We start from the raw sequence: 14,809 nt of genomic DNA, 5'->3' as shown, positions 1-14,809 counted from the left end.
CGCAGATTGCGACACTGGGGACATGAGCCAGCAGCCCCGAAACCCCAGCGCCGATGTCGCTCCGGCAGAGGTGGCCCCAGACCCCGACGGCTATCTGCAACGCATCCTGCGGGCCAGGGTCTACGACGTGGCGATCGAATCGCCCCTGGATCCGGCCCCCAACCTCTCCAGCCGGCTGGGCAACCAGGTGCTGCTCAAGCGGGAGGATCTGCAGCCGGTGTTCAGCTTCAAGCTGCGCGGCGCCTACAACAAGATGGTGGGGCTCAGCCCGGCGGAGCTGGAGCGGGGCGTGATCGCCGCCAGCGCCGGCAACCACGCCCAGGGGGTGGCCCTCGGCGCCCAGCGGCTGGGCTGCCGGGCCGTGATCGTGATGCCGGTCACCACGCCTGAGATGAAGGTGCGGGCCGTGGCCGCCAGGGGCGCCGAGGTGGTGCTGCACGGCGACACCTACGACGACGCCTACGGCCATGCCCTGCAGCTGGCGGCGGAGGCTGGCCTCAGCTTCATCCACCCGTTCGACGATCCCGATGTGATCGCCGGCCAGGGCACGATCGGCCTCGAAATCCTGCGCCAGTGCTCCCATCCACCCGATGTGATCTACGTGGCGGTGGGGGGCGGCGGGCTGATCGCCGGCATCGCCGCCTACGTCAAGACCCTCTGGCCGGGGGTGCAGATCGTGGGGGTGGAGCCACGCGATGCCGACGCCATGGCACGCTCCCTGGCCTGTGGCGAGCGGGTGCGGTTGGAGCAGGTGGGGCTGTTTGCCGATGGCGTGGCCGTGCGCCAGGTGGGTCGCCACACCTTCGCCCTGGCCCAGCGCCATGTGGATCGGATGGTGACCGTGAGCAGCGACGAGATCTGCGCCGCCATCAAGGACGTGTTCGAGGACACCCGCTCGATCCTCGAGCCCGCCGGCGCCCTGGCCGTGGCCGGCATGAAGGTGGACGTGGAAGGCCAGGGGCTCCAGGACCGCACCCTGGTGGCGGTGGCCTGCGGCGCCAACATGAATTTCGATCGGCTGCGCTTCGTGGCCGAGCGGGCCGAGCTGGGCGAGGAGCGCGAGGCGATGCTGGCCGTGGAGATCCCCGAGCAGCCCGGCAGCCTGCGGCGCTTCTGCCAGATGCTGGGGGATCGCAGCCTCACCGAGTTCAGCTACCGCCTGGCGGACCCTCGCCGGGCCCACATCTTTGTGGGAGTGCAGATTCAGGGCCATGCCGACACCCGGGCCCTGCTGGCCAGCCTGGAGGCCTCCGGCTTCCCCTGCCTCGACCTCAGCTGCAACGAGCTGGCCAAGCTGCACCTGCGCCACATGGTGGGGGGGCGGCTGCCGGCCAGTGCGGGCAAGGCCCTCGACCAGGGCGAGGAACTGCTGTACCGCTTCGAGTTTCCCGAGAAGCCCGGCGCCCTGATGGCCTTCGTGAACGCCCTGCAGGCCAGCTGGAACATCAGCATCTTTCACTACCGCAACCACGGCGCCGACGTGGGGCGCATCGTGGTGGGGGTGCAGGTGCCGCCCGGGGAGCGGGGAACCTGGCAGGAGTTTCTGGACGGGCTGGGCTACAGCCACTGGGACGAGAGCACCAACCCGGCCTACCGGCTCTTCCTCGGCTCCAACGGCTGAGGGGAGACATCCCTGCGGCTCTCCCTTAGTTTGCTGGCACCACCAGGGCCGAGTGCCATGGGTGTCGACCCCGAAGCCAGCACGCCTGAAACCGAGAACCCGGAGGCCGGTCCTGCTGGGCCGAAGCCCCTGAACCTGTCGCTGCCGGCCCACCTGGAGGCGATCCTCTATCTCAAGGGCCGCCCCCTGAGCCTCTCCGAGCTGGCCGCCATTGCCGGGGTGGACAACGACAGCGCCGAGCTGGGCCTGATCACCCTGATGGCCGACTACGCCCACCGCGACACGGCCCTGGAGATCAGCCAGGACGGCCACACCTACGGTCTGCAACTGCGCGAGAGCCTGGCGGATCTGGTGCAGAACCTGGTGCCGGTGGACCTCTCCACCGCGGCCCTGCGCACCCTGGCCACGATCGCCCTCAAGAAGCGCATCCTGCAGTCGGAGCTGGTGGAGCTGCGCGGCTCCGGCGCCTACGACCACATCAAGGCCCTGCTCGCCGAGGACTTCATCGAGCGACGGCGCCAGAGCGATGGCCGCTCCTACTGGCTCAGCCTCAGCGAGAAATTCCATCGCACCTTTGCGGTGAAAGCCGAGGAACTGCAGCCCCGGCCGCGCCGCTCTGCATAGAGTCGGGGTTCATCCCACAGGCCCATGCAAGTCGCCGCCCAGGTGCTGAGCGTTCTGAGCAACACGCTGCAGATCTATTCCCTGCTCCTGCTGGTGCGGGTGCTGCTCAGCTGGTTCCCCAACCTCGACTGGAGCAATCCGGTGCTCTCGAGCGTGAGCTCGATCACCGATCCCTACCTCAACGTGTTTCGCGGCCTGATCCCGCCGATCGGCGGCCTCGACCTCTCGGCGATCCTCGCCTTCCTCGCCCTCAGCCTGGGCCAGCAGCTGCTGGGCAGCGCCAGCGTCAGCATGATGGCCTCCCTCTACTGAGCCAGCTCCTGTTCCAGGGGCAGCAGTTCGTCGTCGGCTCCGGCGCGGACGCGTACCGGGGCGCTGAAGCCCCGGGCCTTGACGTTGCGGAAGCGAATCGGCTCAGGCGTTCCCGCCGGCACCGAAACACGCAGGGCGAAGGTGGAACGGCCTGGCGGCACGTCGCCGATGGATCCCACCCTGGAGCGGTTCTGGAGCACCGGTTCACCGCTGGCATCCACGATCAGGGCGAACACATCGGTGTCGACCACGGGCTTGCGGCTGCTGTTCAGCACCGTGCCCCGCATGGCGTAGCAGCTGGGGGCTGCGGCCCGCCTCAGATCGGGCTGGGCGGCCACATCATCCGCCGGGCAGGGATCCAGGGTCACGTCGTTGACCTTGAGATCGAGGGCCCAGGCCGGCGGCGCCAGCACCAGCAGCAGGGCGAGCAGCAGCGCCGGCAGCCACCGACGCTGGCCAAGCGGCCTGACAGGGCTCCCAGAGCGCGTCCGGTGGGACAACGGAACAGGGGCTGAGCGGAACTGGAGCATGGGGGAACCTGGCTGGGAAGCAGAGCTGGGTCGCGCCTCAGCGCAGGTCACCATCGCCTGAGATCACGTTACGGGCGGCGCGACTCGCCAGTTTGTCCAGGTTGGCACTGGCCACGGCGTCGAGGTCGAGCTCCAGCTCGGTGGCCAGCTGGGCCACGTACCAGAGCACATCGCCCAGTTCGAGCTGCAGGGCCTGGCGCACCTCCTGGCTGAACACGCCGCCGCGGTCGCGCAGCACCTTCTTCACCTTGTCGGCCACCTCGCCCGACTCGCCGCACAGGCCGAGGGTGGGGTAGATGGGATTCTCACCGGCGCCGGGATAGACAGCGGTCTGGCGCGAGCGCTCCTGGTAGGTCCGAAAGTCCATCCAAGCCAGCACCAAAACTGGGCCGATGGTAGTTTCAACCTATAGATCGCCACTGCGATGCCCCAACCCGATCTCATGCGTCGCACCAAGATCGTCGCCACGATCGGGCCCGCCACCGAGTCCCACCAGCAGCTCAAGGCTCTGATCCACGCCGGGGCCACCACGTTCCGACTCAACTTCTCCCACGGCGATCACAGCGAACACGCCGCCCGCATCGAGGCGATCCGCCAGGTGTCCGTGGAACTCGGCGAACATGTGGGCATCCTCCAGGACCTGCAGGGCCCGAAGATCCGCCTGGGGCGGTTCGTGGATGGCCCGATCACGCTGGCGCAGGGGGCCCGCTTCAGTCTCACCTCCAGAGATGTGGCCTGCAACCAGGAGATCGCCACCGTCACCTACGGCAGATTGGCCGATGAGGTGACTCCCGGCAGCCGCATCCTGCTGGATGACGGCCGGGTGGAAATGCTGGTGGAAGAGGTGGACATCCCCCAGCAGACCCTGCACTGCAGCGTCACCGTTGGAGGTGTGCTCAGCAACAACAAGGGCGTGAACTTCCCGGATGTGCAGCTCTCGATCCGGGCTCTCACTGACAAAGACCGCGAGGATCTGGCCTTCGGGCTTCAGCACGGCGTCGACTGGGTGGCTCTCAGCTTCGTGCGCAATCCCTCCGACCTGCTGGAGATCAAGGAACTGATCGCCAGCCACGGCCACGACACACCCGTGGTGGCCAAGATCGAGAAATTCGAGGCCATCGATCAGATCGATGACATCCTCATGCTGTGCGACGGCGTGATGGTGGCCCGCGGCGATCTGGGCGTGGAGATGCCGGCTGAGGAGGTGCCGCTGCTGCAGAAGGAATTGATCCGCAAGGCCAACAGCCTGGGCATTCCGGTGATCACGGCCACCCAGATGCTCGATTCGATGGTGAGCTGTCCGCGGCCCACCAGGGCCGAGGTGAGCGACGTGGCCAACGCCATCCTGGATGGCACCGATGCCGTGATGCTCTCCAACGAAAGCGCCGTGGGCGACTTTCCCGTGGAGGCCGTGGCCACGATGGCCACCATCGCCCGTCGCATCGAGCGCGACTACCCGATGCGGCAGATCGACAGCCGCATGGCCACCACCATTCCCAATGCGATCTGCCAGGCGGTGAGCAACATCGCCCGCAACCTCAATGCCGCAGCGATCCTGCCCCTCACCTCCAGCGGCGCCACCGCCCGCAATGTGAGCAAGTTCCGGCCCAGCACCCCGATCCTGGCGATCACCAGCGAAGCCCAGGTGGCCCGCCAGCTGCAACTGATCTGGGGCGTGAATCCTCTGCTGGTGGCGGAGCAGACCTCCAGCACCAGCACCTTCAGCCTGGCCATGGGCCTGGCCCGCGACCGGGGCTACCTCCAGGACGGCGACCTGGTGGTGCAGACGGCCGGCACCCTCTCCGGGGTGAGCGGCTCCACCGACTTCATCAAGGTGGGGATCGTCACGGCCGTGCTCTCCCAGGGAGTGGGCATCGGCACCGGCTCGATCAGCGGCCGGGTGCGGATGGTGGGTTGCCCGGAGGAGGCCGCCGCCATCCAGATGGGCGAGATCCTGGTGGTGCGCGAAACCAGCGCCGCCTACGTGGAGGCCTTTCACCGGGCCAAGGCCGTGATCACCGAAAGCGGCGGCCGTGAGAGCCATGCCGCCGTGACGGCCGAGCTCACCGGCATCCCCGCCATCGTGGGGGTCACGGGCGCCCTCGAGACCCTGCTCGACGGCGAGATCGTGACCCTGGATCTGCTGCATGGTCTGGTGCACCGGGGGGCCAGGAGCCACAACGCCGACCCCATCGGCGCCATCGTCTGACCATCCCGTTCTGCCCCACGCCATGGCCTCGAAGCTGCCCCTGGGCGAAACCGTGGGCATGGCCCTCTCCACCCTGAGGGCCAACCGCCTGCGCAGCCTGCTCACCATGCTGGGCATCGTGATCGGCAATGCCTCGGTGATCACCCTGGTGGGGGTGGGTAGGGGCGCCCAGAACCTGGCCGAGGGCCAGCTCAGCAATCTGGGCGCCAATGTGCTGTTTGTGGTGCCGGGCAACAACGACACCCGGCGCCAGGGGATCGACTTCCCCAAGACGCTGGTGCTGGAGGACGCTGAGGCGATCGCCGAACAGGTGCCCTCCGTGAAGCGGGTGGCGCCCCAGATCACCCTCAGCGAGGTGGTGCAGGCGGGGGGGTTGAGCAGCACCGCCTCGGTGAATGGCATCACCCCGGAATTCCTGCCCGTGCGCCAGTTCGAGATGGCCCGGGGGCGGTTCATCTCGGCCAACGACATGGAGGCCGCCGCCAGCGTGGCCGTGATCGGCCCCGACCTGGCCGACAAGATGTTCCCGGGGGGCACTGCCGTGGGGCGCACCCTGCGGATCCGCACCCAGCCCTTTGAGGTGATCGGGGTGCTGGAGGCTAAAGGGGCTGTGTTCGGCCAGAACCAGGACGAAAACGCCTACGTGCCGCTCAGCGCCATGGTGAGCAAGCTCTCGGGGCGGGATCCCACCTATGGGGTGAGCCTCAACTTCATCAGCGTGGAGGCCCGGGATGGCGACAGCACCGGCGCCGCCGCCTTCCAGATCACCAACCTGCTGCGCCAGCGCCACAACATCCTGCGGGAGGACGACTTCGCCGTGCGCTCCCAGCAGGATGCCCTCACGATCGTGACCACGATCACCGGCGGTCTCACGCTGATGCTGGCCGCCATCGGCGCCGTGTCCCTGCTGGTGGGCGGGATCGGCATCATGAACATCATGCTGGTGTCGGTGAGCGAGCGCACCGAGGAAATCGGGCTGCGCAAGGCCCTGGGGGCCCGCAGTGGCGACGTGCTGCTGCAGTTCCTGGTGGAATCGCTGGTGCTGGCCAGCCTGGGTGGGGCGATCGGCACTGCGGTGGGCATCGGCACGGTGAGCCTGGTGGCCCTGGTGACGCCGCTACCAGCGACGATCGGCGCCGGCACGGTGCTGCTCACCGTGGGACTCTCAGGATCCATCGGCCTGTTCTTCGGGGTGGTGCCGGCGCGCCGGGCCGCCGGCCTCGACCCGATCGTGGCCCTGCGCAGCCTCTAGCCCCAATCCCAAAGAAAACCTTAAGACAGGCAAACCGTGGCGAAGGCCACCAAGCGGGCGATTGATTCGATGCGTTTATGGGTGGTATCGAATGTGGTGAGACCCTTGGGCTGGCTGGAATGCGGCTACCGGAACAGCAGCGATCGCATGGTGATCGCCCGCTGCGTGGGGCCTGAGGAATTTTTCCTCGAGCGCGTCGTGTTCCCCTTCGAACTGCTCAGCTTCTCCTGCCCGGCCGACTCCGAGCTCAAGATCTGGACCCATGGCCTGGGCGGGCCTGAACTGCTGGAAACCGTGGCCGTGGACGACCTGGTGATCGAGACCGGCTCAGCAGCCATCCCCCTGACCCAGGCTGACCCTGAGCTGGACGAGAGCCATGGCACACCGCTTGTTCCTCAGGAGCTGATCCAGCCGCCCTTCTCTGCTCCAGGACCGGAAGCAGGCCCAACCCCCCGCAGCCAGTACGCCAACCCCCTGACGTACCAGGCCATCAGCGCCGCCGCTCTGGTGCAGGCCTGGGGCACCGCTGGCTGAATCCAGGCTGCGGCGGTCCGAAAGCCAGGCGGCACCGTTACACTTGTTAAGAAAGTGTCTCAGCTATGAATCAGCGCTGGCGATTGATTGCTCTCTGGTTGCTGCCGCTGGCGGTGGTTGCCTTCCTTGGCTGGCAGATCCTCAGCAGCGGAGGGATCGCCAATCCCAGCCAGGGCGGACCCACCACCGCACCACGCAACGCGGCCGTGGCCCGCATGAGCTACGGCCGCTTCCTCGACTACGTGGATGCCGGCCGGGTCACCGCGGTGGACATCTTTGACGGTGGCCGCAGTGCCGTGATCGAGGCCGTGGATCCCGAGCTCGACAACCGGGTCCAGCGCCTGCGGGTGGACCTGCCGGGCGTGGCTCCCGAGCTGGTGAACCAGCTCAAGGAGCAGGGCATCAGCTTCGACATCCATCCCCCCAAACAGGCCCCACCGGCCCTCGGCATCCTGGGCAACCTCCTGTTCCCCCTGCTGCTGATCGGCTCGCTGATCTTCCTGGCTCGCCGCTCCAGCGGCATGCCCGGCGGCCCGGGCCAGGCGATGCAGTTCGGCAAGACCAAGGCCCGCTTCGCCATGGAGGCCGAAACTGGCGTTCAATTCGATGACGTGGCCGGCGTGGAGGAGGCCAAGCAGGACCTCGAGGAGGTGGTGACCTTCCTCAAGACCCCCGAGCGGTTCACCTCCGTGGGGGCCAAGATCCCCAGAGGCGTGCTGCTGGTGGGCCCTCCTGGCACCGGCAAGACCCTGCTGGCCAAGGCCATCGCCGGCGAGGCCGGTGTGCCCTTCTTCTCCCTCTCCGGTTCGGAGTTCGTGGAGATGTTCGTGGGCGTGGGTGCCAGCCGGGTGCGCGACCTGTTCAAGCGCGCCAAGGAGAACAGCCCTTGCCTGATCTTCATCGATGAGATCGACGCCGTCGGCCGCCAGCGAGGCGCCGGTGTGGGCGGCGGCAATGACGAGCGGGAGCAGACCCTCAACCAGCTGCTCACCGAAATGGACGGCTTCGAGGGCAACAGCGGCATCATCATCATCGCCGCCACCAACCGGGCCGACGTGCTCGATTCAGCCCTGCTGCGACCGGGTCGCTTCGACCGCCAGGTGCAGGTGGACGTGCCCGACATCAAGGGCCGCCTCTCGATCCTCAAGGTGCACTCCCGCAACAAGAAGCTCGGCGATGACGTGAGCCTGGAGATGATTGCCCGCCGCACCCCGGGCTTCTCAGGTGCCGACCTGGCCAACCTGCTCAACGAGGCCGCCATCCTCACGGCCCGCCGCCGCAAGGAGGCCACCGGCCTGGCTGAAATCGACGATGCCGTGGATCGCGTCATCGCCGGCATGGAGGGCAAGCCCCTCACCGATGGCCGCAGCAAGCGGCTGATCGCCTACCACGAGGTGGGCCATGCCCTGGTGGGCACCCTGGTGAAGGCCCATGACCCGGTGCAGAAAGTCACCCTGATCCCCCGCGGCCAGGCCCAGGGTCTTACCTGGTTCTCCCCCGATGAGGAGCAGATGCTGGTGAGCAAGGCCCAGCTGCGGGCCCGCATCATGGGCGCCCTGGGGGGCCGTGCCGCCGAGGAGGTGGTGTTCGGCCATGCCGAGGTCACCACCGGCGCCGGGGGTGACATCCAGCAGGTGGCCTCGATTGCCCGCCAGATGGTCACCCGCTTCGGCATGAGCGACCTGGGCCAGTTCTCCCTGGAAGCCGGCAACCAGGAGGTGTTCCTGGGCCGCGACCTCATGACCCGCAGCGACGCCTCCGACCGCATGGCCAGCCGCATCGACGTGGCCGTGCACCAGATCGTCGAGAGCTGCTACAAGGACACCGTGAAGCTGGTGGCTGAGCACCGCACCTGCATGGACCGGGTGGTGGAGCTGCTGATCGAGAAGGAGAGTCTCGATGGCGAGGAATTCAGGGCCATTGTGTCTGAATTCGCCACCGTTCCCGAGAAGGAGCGCTTCTCGCCCCTGATCGTCGAACCGGCCCTGCCCAGCAGCTGACCACCACTCTGAACAGCACAAAGCCCGGCCTAGGCCGGGCTTTTTTGTTCAGACCGGACGCACGGCTTTTCAGACCGGACGCACGGGGCGTTTTTCGATCACTTTGTCGATCAGGCCATAGCCCACCGCTTCGGCCGGCGACATGAAGAAATCGCGGTCTGTGTCCTCTTCAATCCGGGGCATGGGCTGGCCGGTGCGATCAGAGAGCTCCTGATTCAGCTTCTGTTTGAGGTAGAGGATCTCATCGGCCTGGATACGGATGTCGCTGGCCTGACCGCGGGCGCCCCCCAGGGGCTGGTGGATCATGATCCGGGAATGGGTGAGGCTGCTGCGTTTGCCCTTGGTGCCGGCACAGAGAAGAAAGGCGCCCATCGAGGCGGCCAGGCCGACGCAGACCGTTTGCACATCGGGCTTGATGTGCTGCATGGTGTCGAAGATCCCGAGGCCGTCATACACCGATCCCCCCGGGGAATTGATGTAGAGGAAGATGTCCTTCTCAGGATCTTCCGCTTCCAGAAACAACAGCTGGGCAACGATGCGGTTGGCCGATTCGGCTGTGACGGGCTCTCCGAGAAACACGATCCGCTCGCGCAGCAGCCGCGAGTAGATGTCAAAGGCGCGTTCCCCCCGGCCCGACTCCTCAATCACAATCGGAATCATGGACCTGGACAGTGAACTGGCTCGATCCTACTGAGCGTGGGCGGCTAGGGTCGCCGCACCTGAACCGACAAGCAGCGTGAGCGCCGCCCTGACCGTCTCCGACAGCAAGCGCGCTTTTCATCGCGCCTTCCCCCATGTGATCGCGCCCCTCTACCGGCGCATGGTGGATGAACTGCTGGTGGAACTCCACCTGCTGAGCCGCCAACAGGGCTTCTCGGCCAACGGCCTGTTCGCCTGTGGCCTGGTGCAGGTGTTTGACGGTTTTGCCCGTGGTTACCGCCCGCCCGAGCACAAGCCCCAGCTTCTCGCGGCCCTCTGCAGTGCCACCGGCTTCGATGCCGCCCAGCTGCGCCAGGAATCGGACAGCTGCCGCGCCGCCATGGGCCACCACAGCGTGGATGCGGTGAAGGGCTGGATCGAGGCCCAGGGGGAGGGTGCTCCTGAGCCCCTGGCCTCCGCCCTGGCCAGCATCCGTGAGCCTGGCTTCCACTACTCCCGCTTGATGGGCGTGGGGCTGTTGAGCCTGCTGGAGCAGGCCCAGGGCGCCGATGCCATGGATCCCGCCACCCTGCGCGGCTACGCCCACGACCTCGGCGGCGCCATGGGGCTGCTGCGGGAGCGGCTCGACAAGGACCTCAGCCTCTACGCCAGCAACCTGGAGAAGCTCGCCCAGGCCGTGGAGCTGATGGAGGAAACCGTGGCGGCCGAGCGCCGCAAGCGCGAGCGTCAGCAGGCGGGCCTCAGCGGCGTGGCGCCGGCGGAGGATCCTGCGGCCGGGGAGACTCCGGCACCGGAAGGGGCTGAGAAGACGGAGCCGCAGGCGTCAGCCGCAGACGCGCCCACAGCCGGCTGATCGCCTCGTTCTGATCGGCCGGGCGCTGCGCTTCCACATCCAGGCTCTCCGCCTGCATCAGCGGTCCAGGCAGGGTTTCGGGCAGCAGGCCCAGGGCCCCGAGCTGGCGGGGGCGCAGCATGAGGCTGAGCAGCGGGGCGGCGTCCCCCTGCGCCAAAGCAGCTCCGGGACCAGCCGTGGGGGCAGGCCCCAGGAACATCAGCAGCTCCGGGGCACTCCCGGGCCGGTTCAGCCAGCGCCAGCCTCCCACCACCTGGCCGTCCTGCCGCTGCCAGAGGCTGGTGGGCAGGGTGGCTGAGCCGCCAGGGGGTCCACCAGCCGCCGGGGGCAGGCTCTCCAGGCCCTCGCCCTCCAGCACCGGCCCAAGGCGGCCCAGGAATTCCGCCCAGGCCTGGCGCTGTTCTGCTGCAGGGGCGAGCTGCAGCGTGATCGCCGCCTGGAAGGGGCCCGCCCCCACGGCCCGCACGCCGAGACGGAACGGGGTGCTGCGCAGGCGCCGCAGGTCGGCGTCATCGACGCCATAGCGCGACAGCAGCGGATCACGGATCAACTGCCGGTTGAGCAACCCCTGCAGCAGCACCTCCAGCGCGCGGCCCTGCAGGGTGAGCAGGCTGCCCGGTGGCCAGGCTGGAGCCGAGGCCCCAGCCGGCCGGGCGGCGGCCTCCGCCCGTGGCACAGAGGCCAGCAGAGCCGTGCTGCCCGCCGCCTCGCCAGCAGCCAGGAGCTCCTCCCCCTCCAGCGCCAGGCTCACGCAACCCTCCTGAAAGCTCTGGAGCAGGGGCGCCAGCGGCCCCACCATCCCCCCGAAGGCCACGGGCGACCAGAAGGCCGCCTGCTCCGTCTCCAGCCGCTCCAGGCAGCGCTGCTCCAGACCACGGCGCTGGCGCGGCAGGGCCTGGAGCTGGTCGGTGAGCAGGCGGTGGGAGAGAGGGTCAGCGGCCACCACCAGCAGGTCGTCCACCTGAACACTGTGGGGAGGCCTGGCCAGGGCACCGGTGAGCATGGGCCTGGGCAGCGGCAGCACCAGATAGGCCCCACCATCGCCCTGGCTGCCCCAGAACTGCCACCACAGATTGCGCTGCTGGCCCCAGAGGCGTTCGGCGCTCTCGGCCCCCAGGCGCTGCTGCCACAACTGGGGCACCGGCCGGGAGGGGGCCGCGGGAAAACTCTGCAGCAGGGCGGCCTGGGCCAGCAGGCGGCCGAGACCTTCCGCCCTGGGGCGGGGCAACATCCAGAGGGCCAGGGCAGGCCCCAGCAGCAGCAGCAGGGTGACGCCGGCGGTGACCCGCAGGGGCAGGCGCGGCAGGCGCGGCAACCGCAGGCTGCGCAGAGACTCCACCAGAGCGAGGCGCTTCATGCCAGGGCCCCGTAGAGGGTGGTGCGCTGCCGCACCGGCCGGCCCAGGTGGGTGGCGGCGGCGCGCAGGGCGGCGGGGGTCTGGGCGGTGCCGCCCCGGGCGCCGGCCATGGTGGTGATGTGCTCCTCCATCAGGGTGCCGCCGAGGTCGTTGCAGCCCCAGCGAAGCGCCTGCTGGGCCCCCTCCAGGGTGAGCTTCACCCAGCTGGGCTGGTGGTGCGGCATCCAGGGGCCAAGGATGAGGCGGGCCTGGGCGGTGAGCAGGAGCATGGCGTCCAGGTCGGGCTGGTCGCGTCCCACCCGGGAGCGCAACGGGGCCGGGGCGGCGGTGCCCACAAACGGCAGCAGCACGAATTCCGTGAACCCGGTCAGGCCCCTGGCCAGGGCCCGGCTCTGCAGGCTCACGAGGGTGAGCAGGTGGGCCGCGATGTCCGCCGCCGCCTCGATGTGGCCCGCCATCAGGGTGCTGGTGGACGCCAGGCCCTGCTGATGCACCTCGAGCATCACCGCCACCCACTGGCGCGCTGTGAGCTTCTCGGGGCAGAGCTGACGACGCACCCGCTCACTGAGCACCTCGGCGGCGGTGCCGGGCACGGAGCCCAGGCCGGCGGCCCTGAGGCGCATGAGCACCGTGGCCAGGGGCAGGCCGTCCTGCTCCGCGAAGAAGAGCAGCTCCTGGGGGGAGAAGGCGTGCAGGTGCAGGCCTGGCGCGGCCTCACCCAGCTCGATCAGCATCCGCTCGGCGTAGGCGAGCTGGCTGCCGTGCAGCCGGGCCTCCGGATTGAGGCCCCCCTGCAGACACAGTTCGGTGGCGCCCTCCCTGCGGGCCTCGGCGGCGCGCTGCATCAGCTGCTCGGGCTGGAGCCAGTAGGCCCCGGGCTCGCCCGCATCCCGCCGGAAGGCGCAGAAGGAGCAGTGCTTCACGCAGTGGTTGGACATGTTGAGGTTGCGGTTCACCACGTAGGTGACCGTCTCGCCGGCCAGCTGCCGCCGCAGGCCGTCGGCCCGCTGGCGCAGCGCCTCCAGATCCGCTCCCGCCCACGGCCGTGACAGCACGGCCAGAGCCAGCCGGGGCAGCTCAGCTGCCTCCAAGGCTGCGGCATCGAGACCCTGGCTGAGCAGGGAGGTGTGGGCCTGCTGCAGGGCATCCAGCAGAGCGCAGGCCTCCTGCACTCCACTGCCGCTGGATCCAGGCCGGGAGTTCCGTTCCAGGGGAGGGTCGGCCTGGGGGGGCCGCACCAGCAGGTCAGCCGCGTCGCGCCAGGCCCAGGCGGCGATCGGCGCCGCTGCGGCGGAGCGCAGGAGTGGGGAGGGCGTCACGACCGGGGTGGGCTGCCGCTGCTGCTGGAACGGCGGCCGGCCCTGATGCCGGACGAGGCCTTGCCGCTGCTGGCGGACTTGGCGGCTTTGCTGCGGGCACCGGGCTTGAGCGGTGCTGCGGAGCTGTCGCGGCGGCGGCGGCGCCGATCGCGCCACTCGACGGTGGAGAGATAGACCACGCCGAGACTGACAAACAGCAGCAACGCAGAAGCAACGCCAGCGAGGAGCTGGGTGCTGCTGAAGGGCAGATCAGCCACCGGAAGGGAAGGGTCGGGGGTCGGGAAGGGGGCAAGGGCAGACGCCCCAGCGGCGGCCCATGGGCTGGGCGATCAGAAGCTGATGCTGTTGTCGCCGTGACGGCCCCAGACCACCATGGCGATCGAGAAGGTGAACAGGGCAGCCAGGGAGGCCCAGCCCAGGGTGATCAGCATGGTGGAAACGCGTGGCGTAGCGGCAGTGTACCTAGGCTCCACCCACTCCGGACAGGTCATCACCATGGTGAGTTCGTCCCCGACTGCCGTGCGCGAGCGGCAACTGGTGCGTCAGCCCTACCCCAACTATCGGGTGGTGGTGCTCGACGACGACGTCAACACCTTCCAGCACGTGGTGGAGTGCCTGGTGCGCTTCATCCCGGGGATGCAGCCCGACAAGGCCTGGGACCTGGCCCAGCGCATCGACGGCGAGGGCTCAGCCGTGGTGTGGAGCGGTCCCCAGGAGCAGGCCGAGCTCTACCACCAGCAACTGGGGGCCGAGGGCCTCACCATGGCTCCACTGGAGCGGGACTGATGGGCCGGGTCGTGGTGACCCACAGCACCTACCTGGAGGGGTTGATCCCGCTGTTGCGGCGCCTGGCCAGATTGCCCCGCATCGACACGGTGACCCCCGCCGTGATCAGCAGGGTTAAGGGCCGCAGTCCGAACCTGCGGCTGCGGGTGTCCACACCGATCCGGGGGGGCCACAAGCTGGTGGCGCGGCGGGGCTCCAGTGCCCAGGAGGTGTTCGTGGTGACGACCTGCAGCGGCGAGCAGCTGCAGGCCCTGGTGGATCAGCTGCTGGAGGGGTGAGGCGCCTGGGCCAGGCTCAGGCGCAGCTGGCTTGCCCCCTGGCGCTCATACACCGCCGGGGCTGTGAAGCGCGCATAGGCCCCACCGCCGCGGAACCACTGGTCGCTCTGGAGCTCCAGGTCTTCCGGCTCGAGCAGCCAGCGCTGGCGCAGATAGGTGAGGTAATCGGCCGGGTTGGTCTGGGGGGCATGCCAGTGCACCACGGCGAAGGCGGCAGCCCGCACCCGGTAGACCCCGTCGCTGCCCTCCTGGATCTCCTCCTGGAGCAGGAAGCTGCGGAAGCGGCTCTGGCTGGCCTGAGCCTCCAGCTGGGCGGGGGAGCCTTCGAGGGGGTACTTGCGCAGGTAGAGCTGCCTGGCCCTCGGGAACACGGGCCCCGGAGCCAGGGAGAGGAGGGCGATGAACGCCTCCTGGAAGGTCGGTGCCGGCGGCTGAACGGAGGCTGAGGGGTCCATCACGGCTGGCTGCGTCCAC

The 14,809-nt window shown here is 68.8% G+C and carries 18 protein-coding genes; 10 read left to right on the top strand and 8 right to left on the bottom strand.

Annotated elements, in window-relative coordinates; genetic code table 11:
* The first annotated feature begins 22 nt into the window (after window positions 1–22).
* From ilvA to CyaNS01_RS05675, 3 genes are read left to right on the top strand one after another with little or no spacing between them, the layout of a single operon-like run.
* The gene (gene ilvA / locus CyaNS01_RS05685) at window positions 23–1,621 is read left to right on the top strand and encodes a threonine ammonia-lyase, biosynthetic (protein WP_186699547.1); all 1,599 of its coding nucleotides are present in this window, start codon (window positions 23–25) and stop codon (window positions 1,619–1,621) included.
* A gap of 57 nt (window positions 1,622–1,678) precedes the next feature.
* Window positions 1,679–2,245 (top strand): SMC-Scp complex subunit ScpB, encoded by a 567-nt coding sequence (gene scpB, locus CyaNS01_RS05680; RefSeq protein WP_186699545.1) that lies wholly within the window; start codon window positions 1,679–1,681, stop codon window positions 2,243–2,245.
* A gap of 24 nt (window positions 2,246–2,269) precedes the next feature.
* Window positions 2,270–2,557, top strand: coding sequence for a YggT family protein (locus tag CyaNS01_RS05675; RefSeq protein ID WP_186699543.1), 288 nt, complete (start codon window positions 2,270–2,272; stop codon window positions 2,555–2,557).
* Here the strand turns inward: CyaNS01_RS05675 and CyaNS01_RS05670 are convergent.
* Together CyaNS01_RS05670 and CyaNS01_RS05665 are read right to left on the bottom strand one after the other, a co-directional pair.
* On the bottom strand, window positions 2,551–3,057 hold the full coding sequence (locus CyaNS01_RS05670) for a hypothetical protein (protein ID WP_370561677.1): 507 nt from the start codon (window positions 3,055–3,057) through the stop codon (window positions 2,551–2,553). The two genes, CyaNS01_RS05675 and CyaNS01_RS05670, sit on opposite strands and share 7 nt — an antisense overlap.
* Window positions 3,058–3,124: 67 nt before the next feature.
* On the bottom strand, window positions 3,125–3,454 hold the full coding sequence (locus CyaNS01_RS05665) for a nucleoside triphosphate pyrophosphohydrolase family protein (RefSeq protein WP_186699541.1): 330 nt from the start codon (window positions 3,452–3,454) through the stop codon (window positions 3,125–3,127).
* A 57-nt stretch (window positions 3,455–3,511) separates the two neighbouring features.
* Here CyaNS01_RS05665 and pyk point away from each other — a divergent pair, with 57 nt between their 5' ends.
* From pyk to ftsH, 4 genes are all read left to right on the top strand, one after another.
* Entirely contained in the window at window positions 3,512–5,296 is a 1,785-nt protein-coding gene (pyk, locus tag CyaNS01_RS05660) for a pyruvate kinase (protein ID WP_186699540.1), read from the top strand.
* 22 nt (window positions 5,297–5,318) lie between these two features.
* Window positions 5,319–6,548, top strand: a complete 1,230-nt coding sequence (locus CyaNS01_RS05655; protein WP_186699538.1) for an ABC transporter permease — start codon at window positions 5,319–5,321, stop codon at window positions 6,546–6,548.
* A 36-nt stretch (window positions 6,549–6,584) separates the two neighbouring features.
* The gene (locus tag CyaNS01_RS05650) at window positions 6,585–7,082 is read left to right on the top strand and encodes a DUF1830 domain-containing protein (protein WP_225875836.1); all 498 of its coding nucleotides are present in this window, start codon (window positions 6,585–6,587) and stop codon (window positions 7,080–7,082) included.
* A 65-nt stretch (window positions 7,083–7,147) separates the two neighbouring features.
* Window positions 7,148–9,082 (top strand): ATP-dependent zinc metalloprotease FtsH, encoded by a 1,935-nt coding sequence (ftsH, locus tag CyaNS01_RS05645; RefSeq protein WP_186699536.1) that lies wholly within the window; start codon window positions 7,148–7,150, stop codon window positions 9,080–9,082.
* A gap of 69 nt (window positions 9,083–9,151) precedes the next feature.
* Here ftsH and clpP read toward each other — a convergent pair whose 3' ends face one another.
* Window positions 9,152–9,742, bottom strand: coding sequence for an ATP-dependent Clp endopeptidase proteolytic subunit ClpP (gene clpP / locus CyaNS01_RS05640; RefSeq protein WP_186699534.1), 591 nt, complete (start codon window positions 9,740–9,742; stop codon window positions 9,152–9,154).
* A gap of 76 nt (window positions 9,743–9,818) precedes the next feature.
* On the opposite strand from clpP, the gene psb29 reads away from it, so the two are divergent.
* Window positions 9,819–10,595 (top strand): photosystem II biogenesis protein Psp29, encoded by a 777-nt coding sequence (gene psb29, locus CyaNS01_RS05635; protein WP_186699533.1) that lies wholly within the window; start codon window positions 9,819–9,821, stop codon window positions 10,593–10,595.
* Here psb29 and CyaNS01_RS05630 read toward each other — a convergent pair.
* The 4 genes from CyaNS01_RS05630 to petN all read right to left on the bottom strand — a co-directional run bounded on the left by CyaNS01_RS05630 (window position 10,483) and on the right by petN (window position 13,702).
* Complete coding sequence (locus tag CyaNS01_RS05630; RefSeq protein WP_186699531.1) at window positions 10,483–11,952, bottom strand: hypothetical protein; 1,470 nt, start codon at window positions 11,950–11,952, stop codon at window positions 10,483–10,485. The genes psb29 and CyaNS01_RS05630 overlap by 113 nt on opposite strands.
* On the bottom strand, window positions 11,949–13,073 hold the full coding sequence (locus tag CyaNS01_RS05625) for a CofH family radical SAM protein (protein WP_370561782.1): 1,125 nt from the start codon (window positions 13,071–13,073) through the stop codon (window positions 11,949–11,951). Before CyaNS01_RS05625 ends, CyaNS01_RS05630 begins: the two co-directional genes overlap by 4 nt.
* A 194-nt stretch (window positions 13,074–13,267) precedes the next feature.
* On the bottom strand, window positions 13,268–13,528 hold the full coding sequence (locus CyaNS01_RS05620; RefSeq protein WP_186700904.1) for a hypothetical protein: 261 nt from the start codon (window positions 13,526–13,528) through the stop codon (window positions 13,268–13,270).
* A 72-nt stretch (window positions 13,529–13,600) separates the two neighbouring features.
* Window positions 13,601–13,702, bottom strand: a complete 102-nt coding sequence (petN, locus tag CyaNS01_RS05615) for a cytochrome b6-f complex subunit PetN (RefSeq protein ID WP_186699529.1) — start codon at window positions 13,700–13,702, stop codon at window positions 13,601–13,603.
* Between the two features lie 64 nt (window positions 13,703–13,766).
* On the opposite strand from petN, the gene clpS reads away from it, so the two are divergent.
* A complete protein-coding gene (gene clpS / locus CyaNS01_RS05610; RefSeq protein WP_186699527.1) occupies window positions 13,767–14,057 on the top strand; it encodes an ATP-dependent Clp protease adapter ClpS in 291 nt (96 codons plus the stop codon).
* On the top strand, window positions 14,057–14,335 hold the full coding sequence (locus CyaNS01_RS05605) for a DUF2103 domain-containing protein (protein ID WP_186699525.1): 279 nt from the start codon (window positions 14,057–14,059) through the stop codon (window positions 14,333–14,335). Before clpS ends, CyaNS01_RS05605 begins: the two co-directional genes overlap by 1 nt.
* Here the strand turns inward: CyaNS01_RS05605 and CyaNS01_RS05600 are convergent.
* Window positions 14,317–14,790: a hypothetical protein gene (locus tag CyaNS01_RS05600; protein WP_186699523.1), complete on the bottom strand. Its 474-nt coding sequence runs from the start codon at window positions 14,788–14,790 to the stop codon at window positions 14,317–14,319. The two genes, CyaNS01_RS05605 and CyaNS01_RS05600, sit on opposite strands and share 19 nt — an antisense overlap.
* Window positions 14,791–14,809 lie beyond the last annotated feature (19 nt).

Source organism: Cyanobium sp. NS01 (assembly GCF_014280235.1).
Lineage (GTDB): Bacteria > Cyanobacteriota > Cyanobacteriia > PCC-6307 > Cyanobiaceae > NIES-981.
The sequence above is the reverse complement of the archived record's forward strand: the minus strand, read 5'-3'. Positions and strand labels throughout refer to the sequence as shown.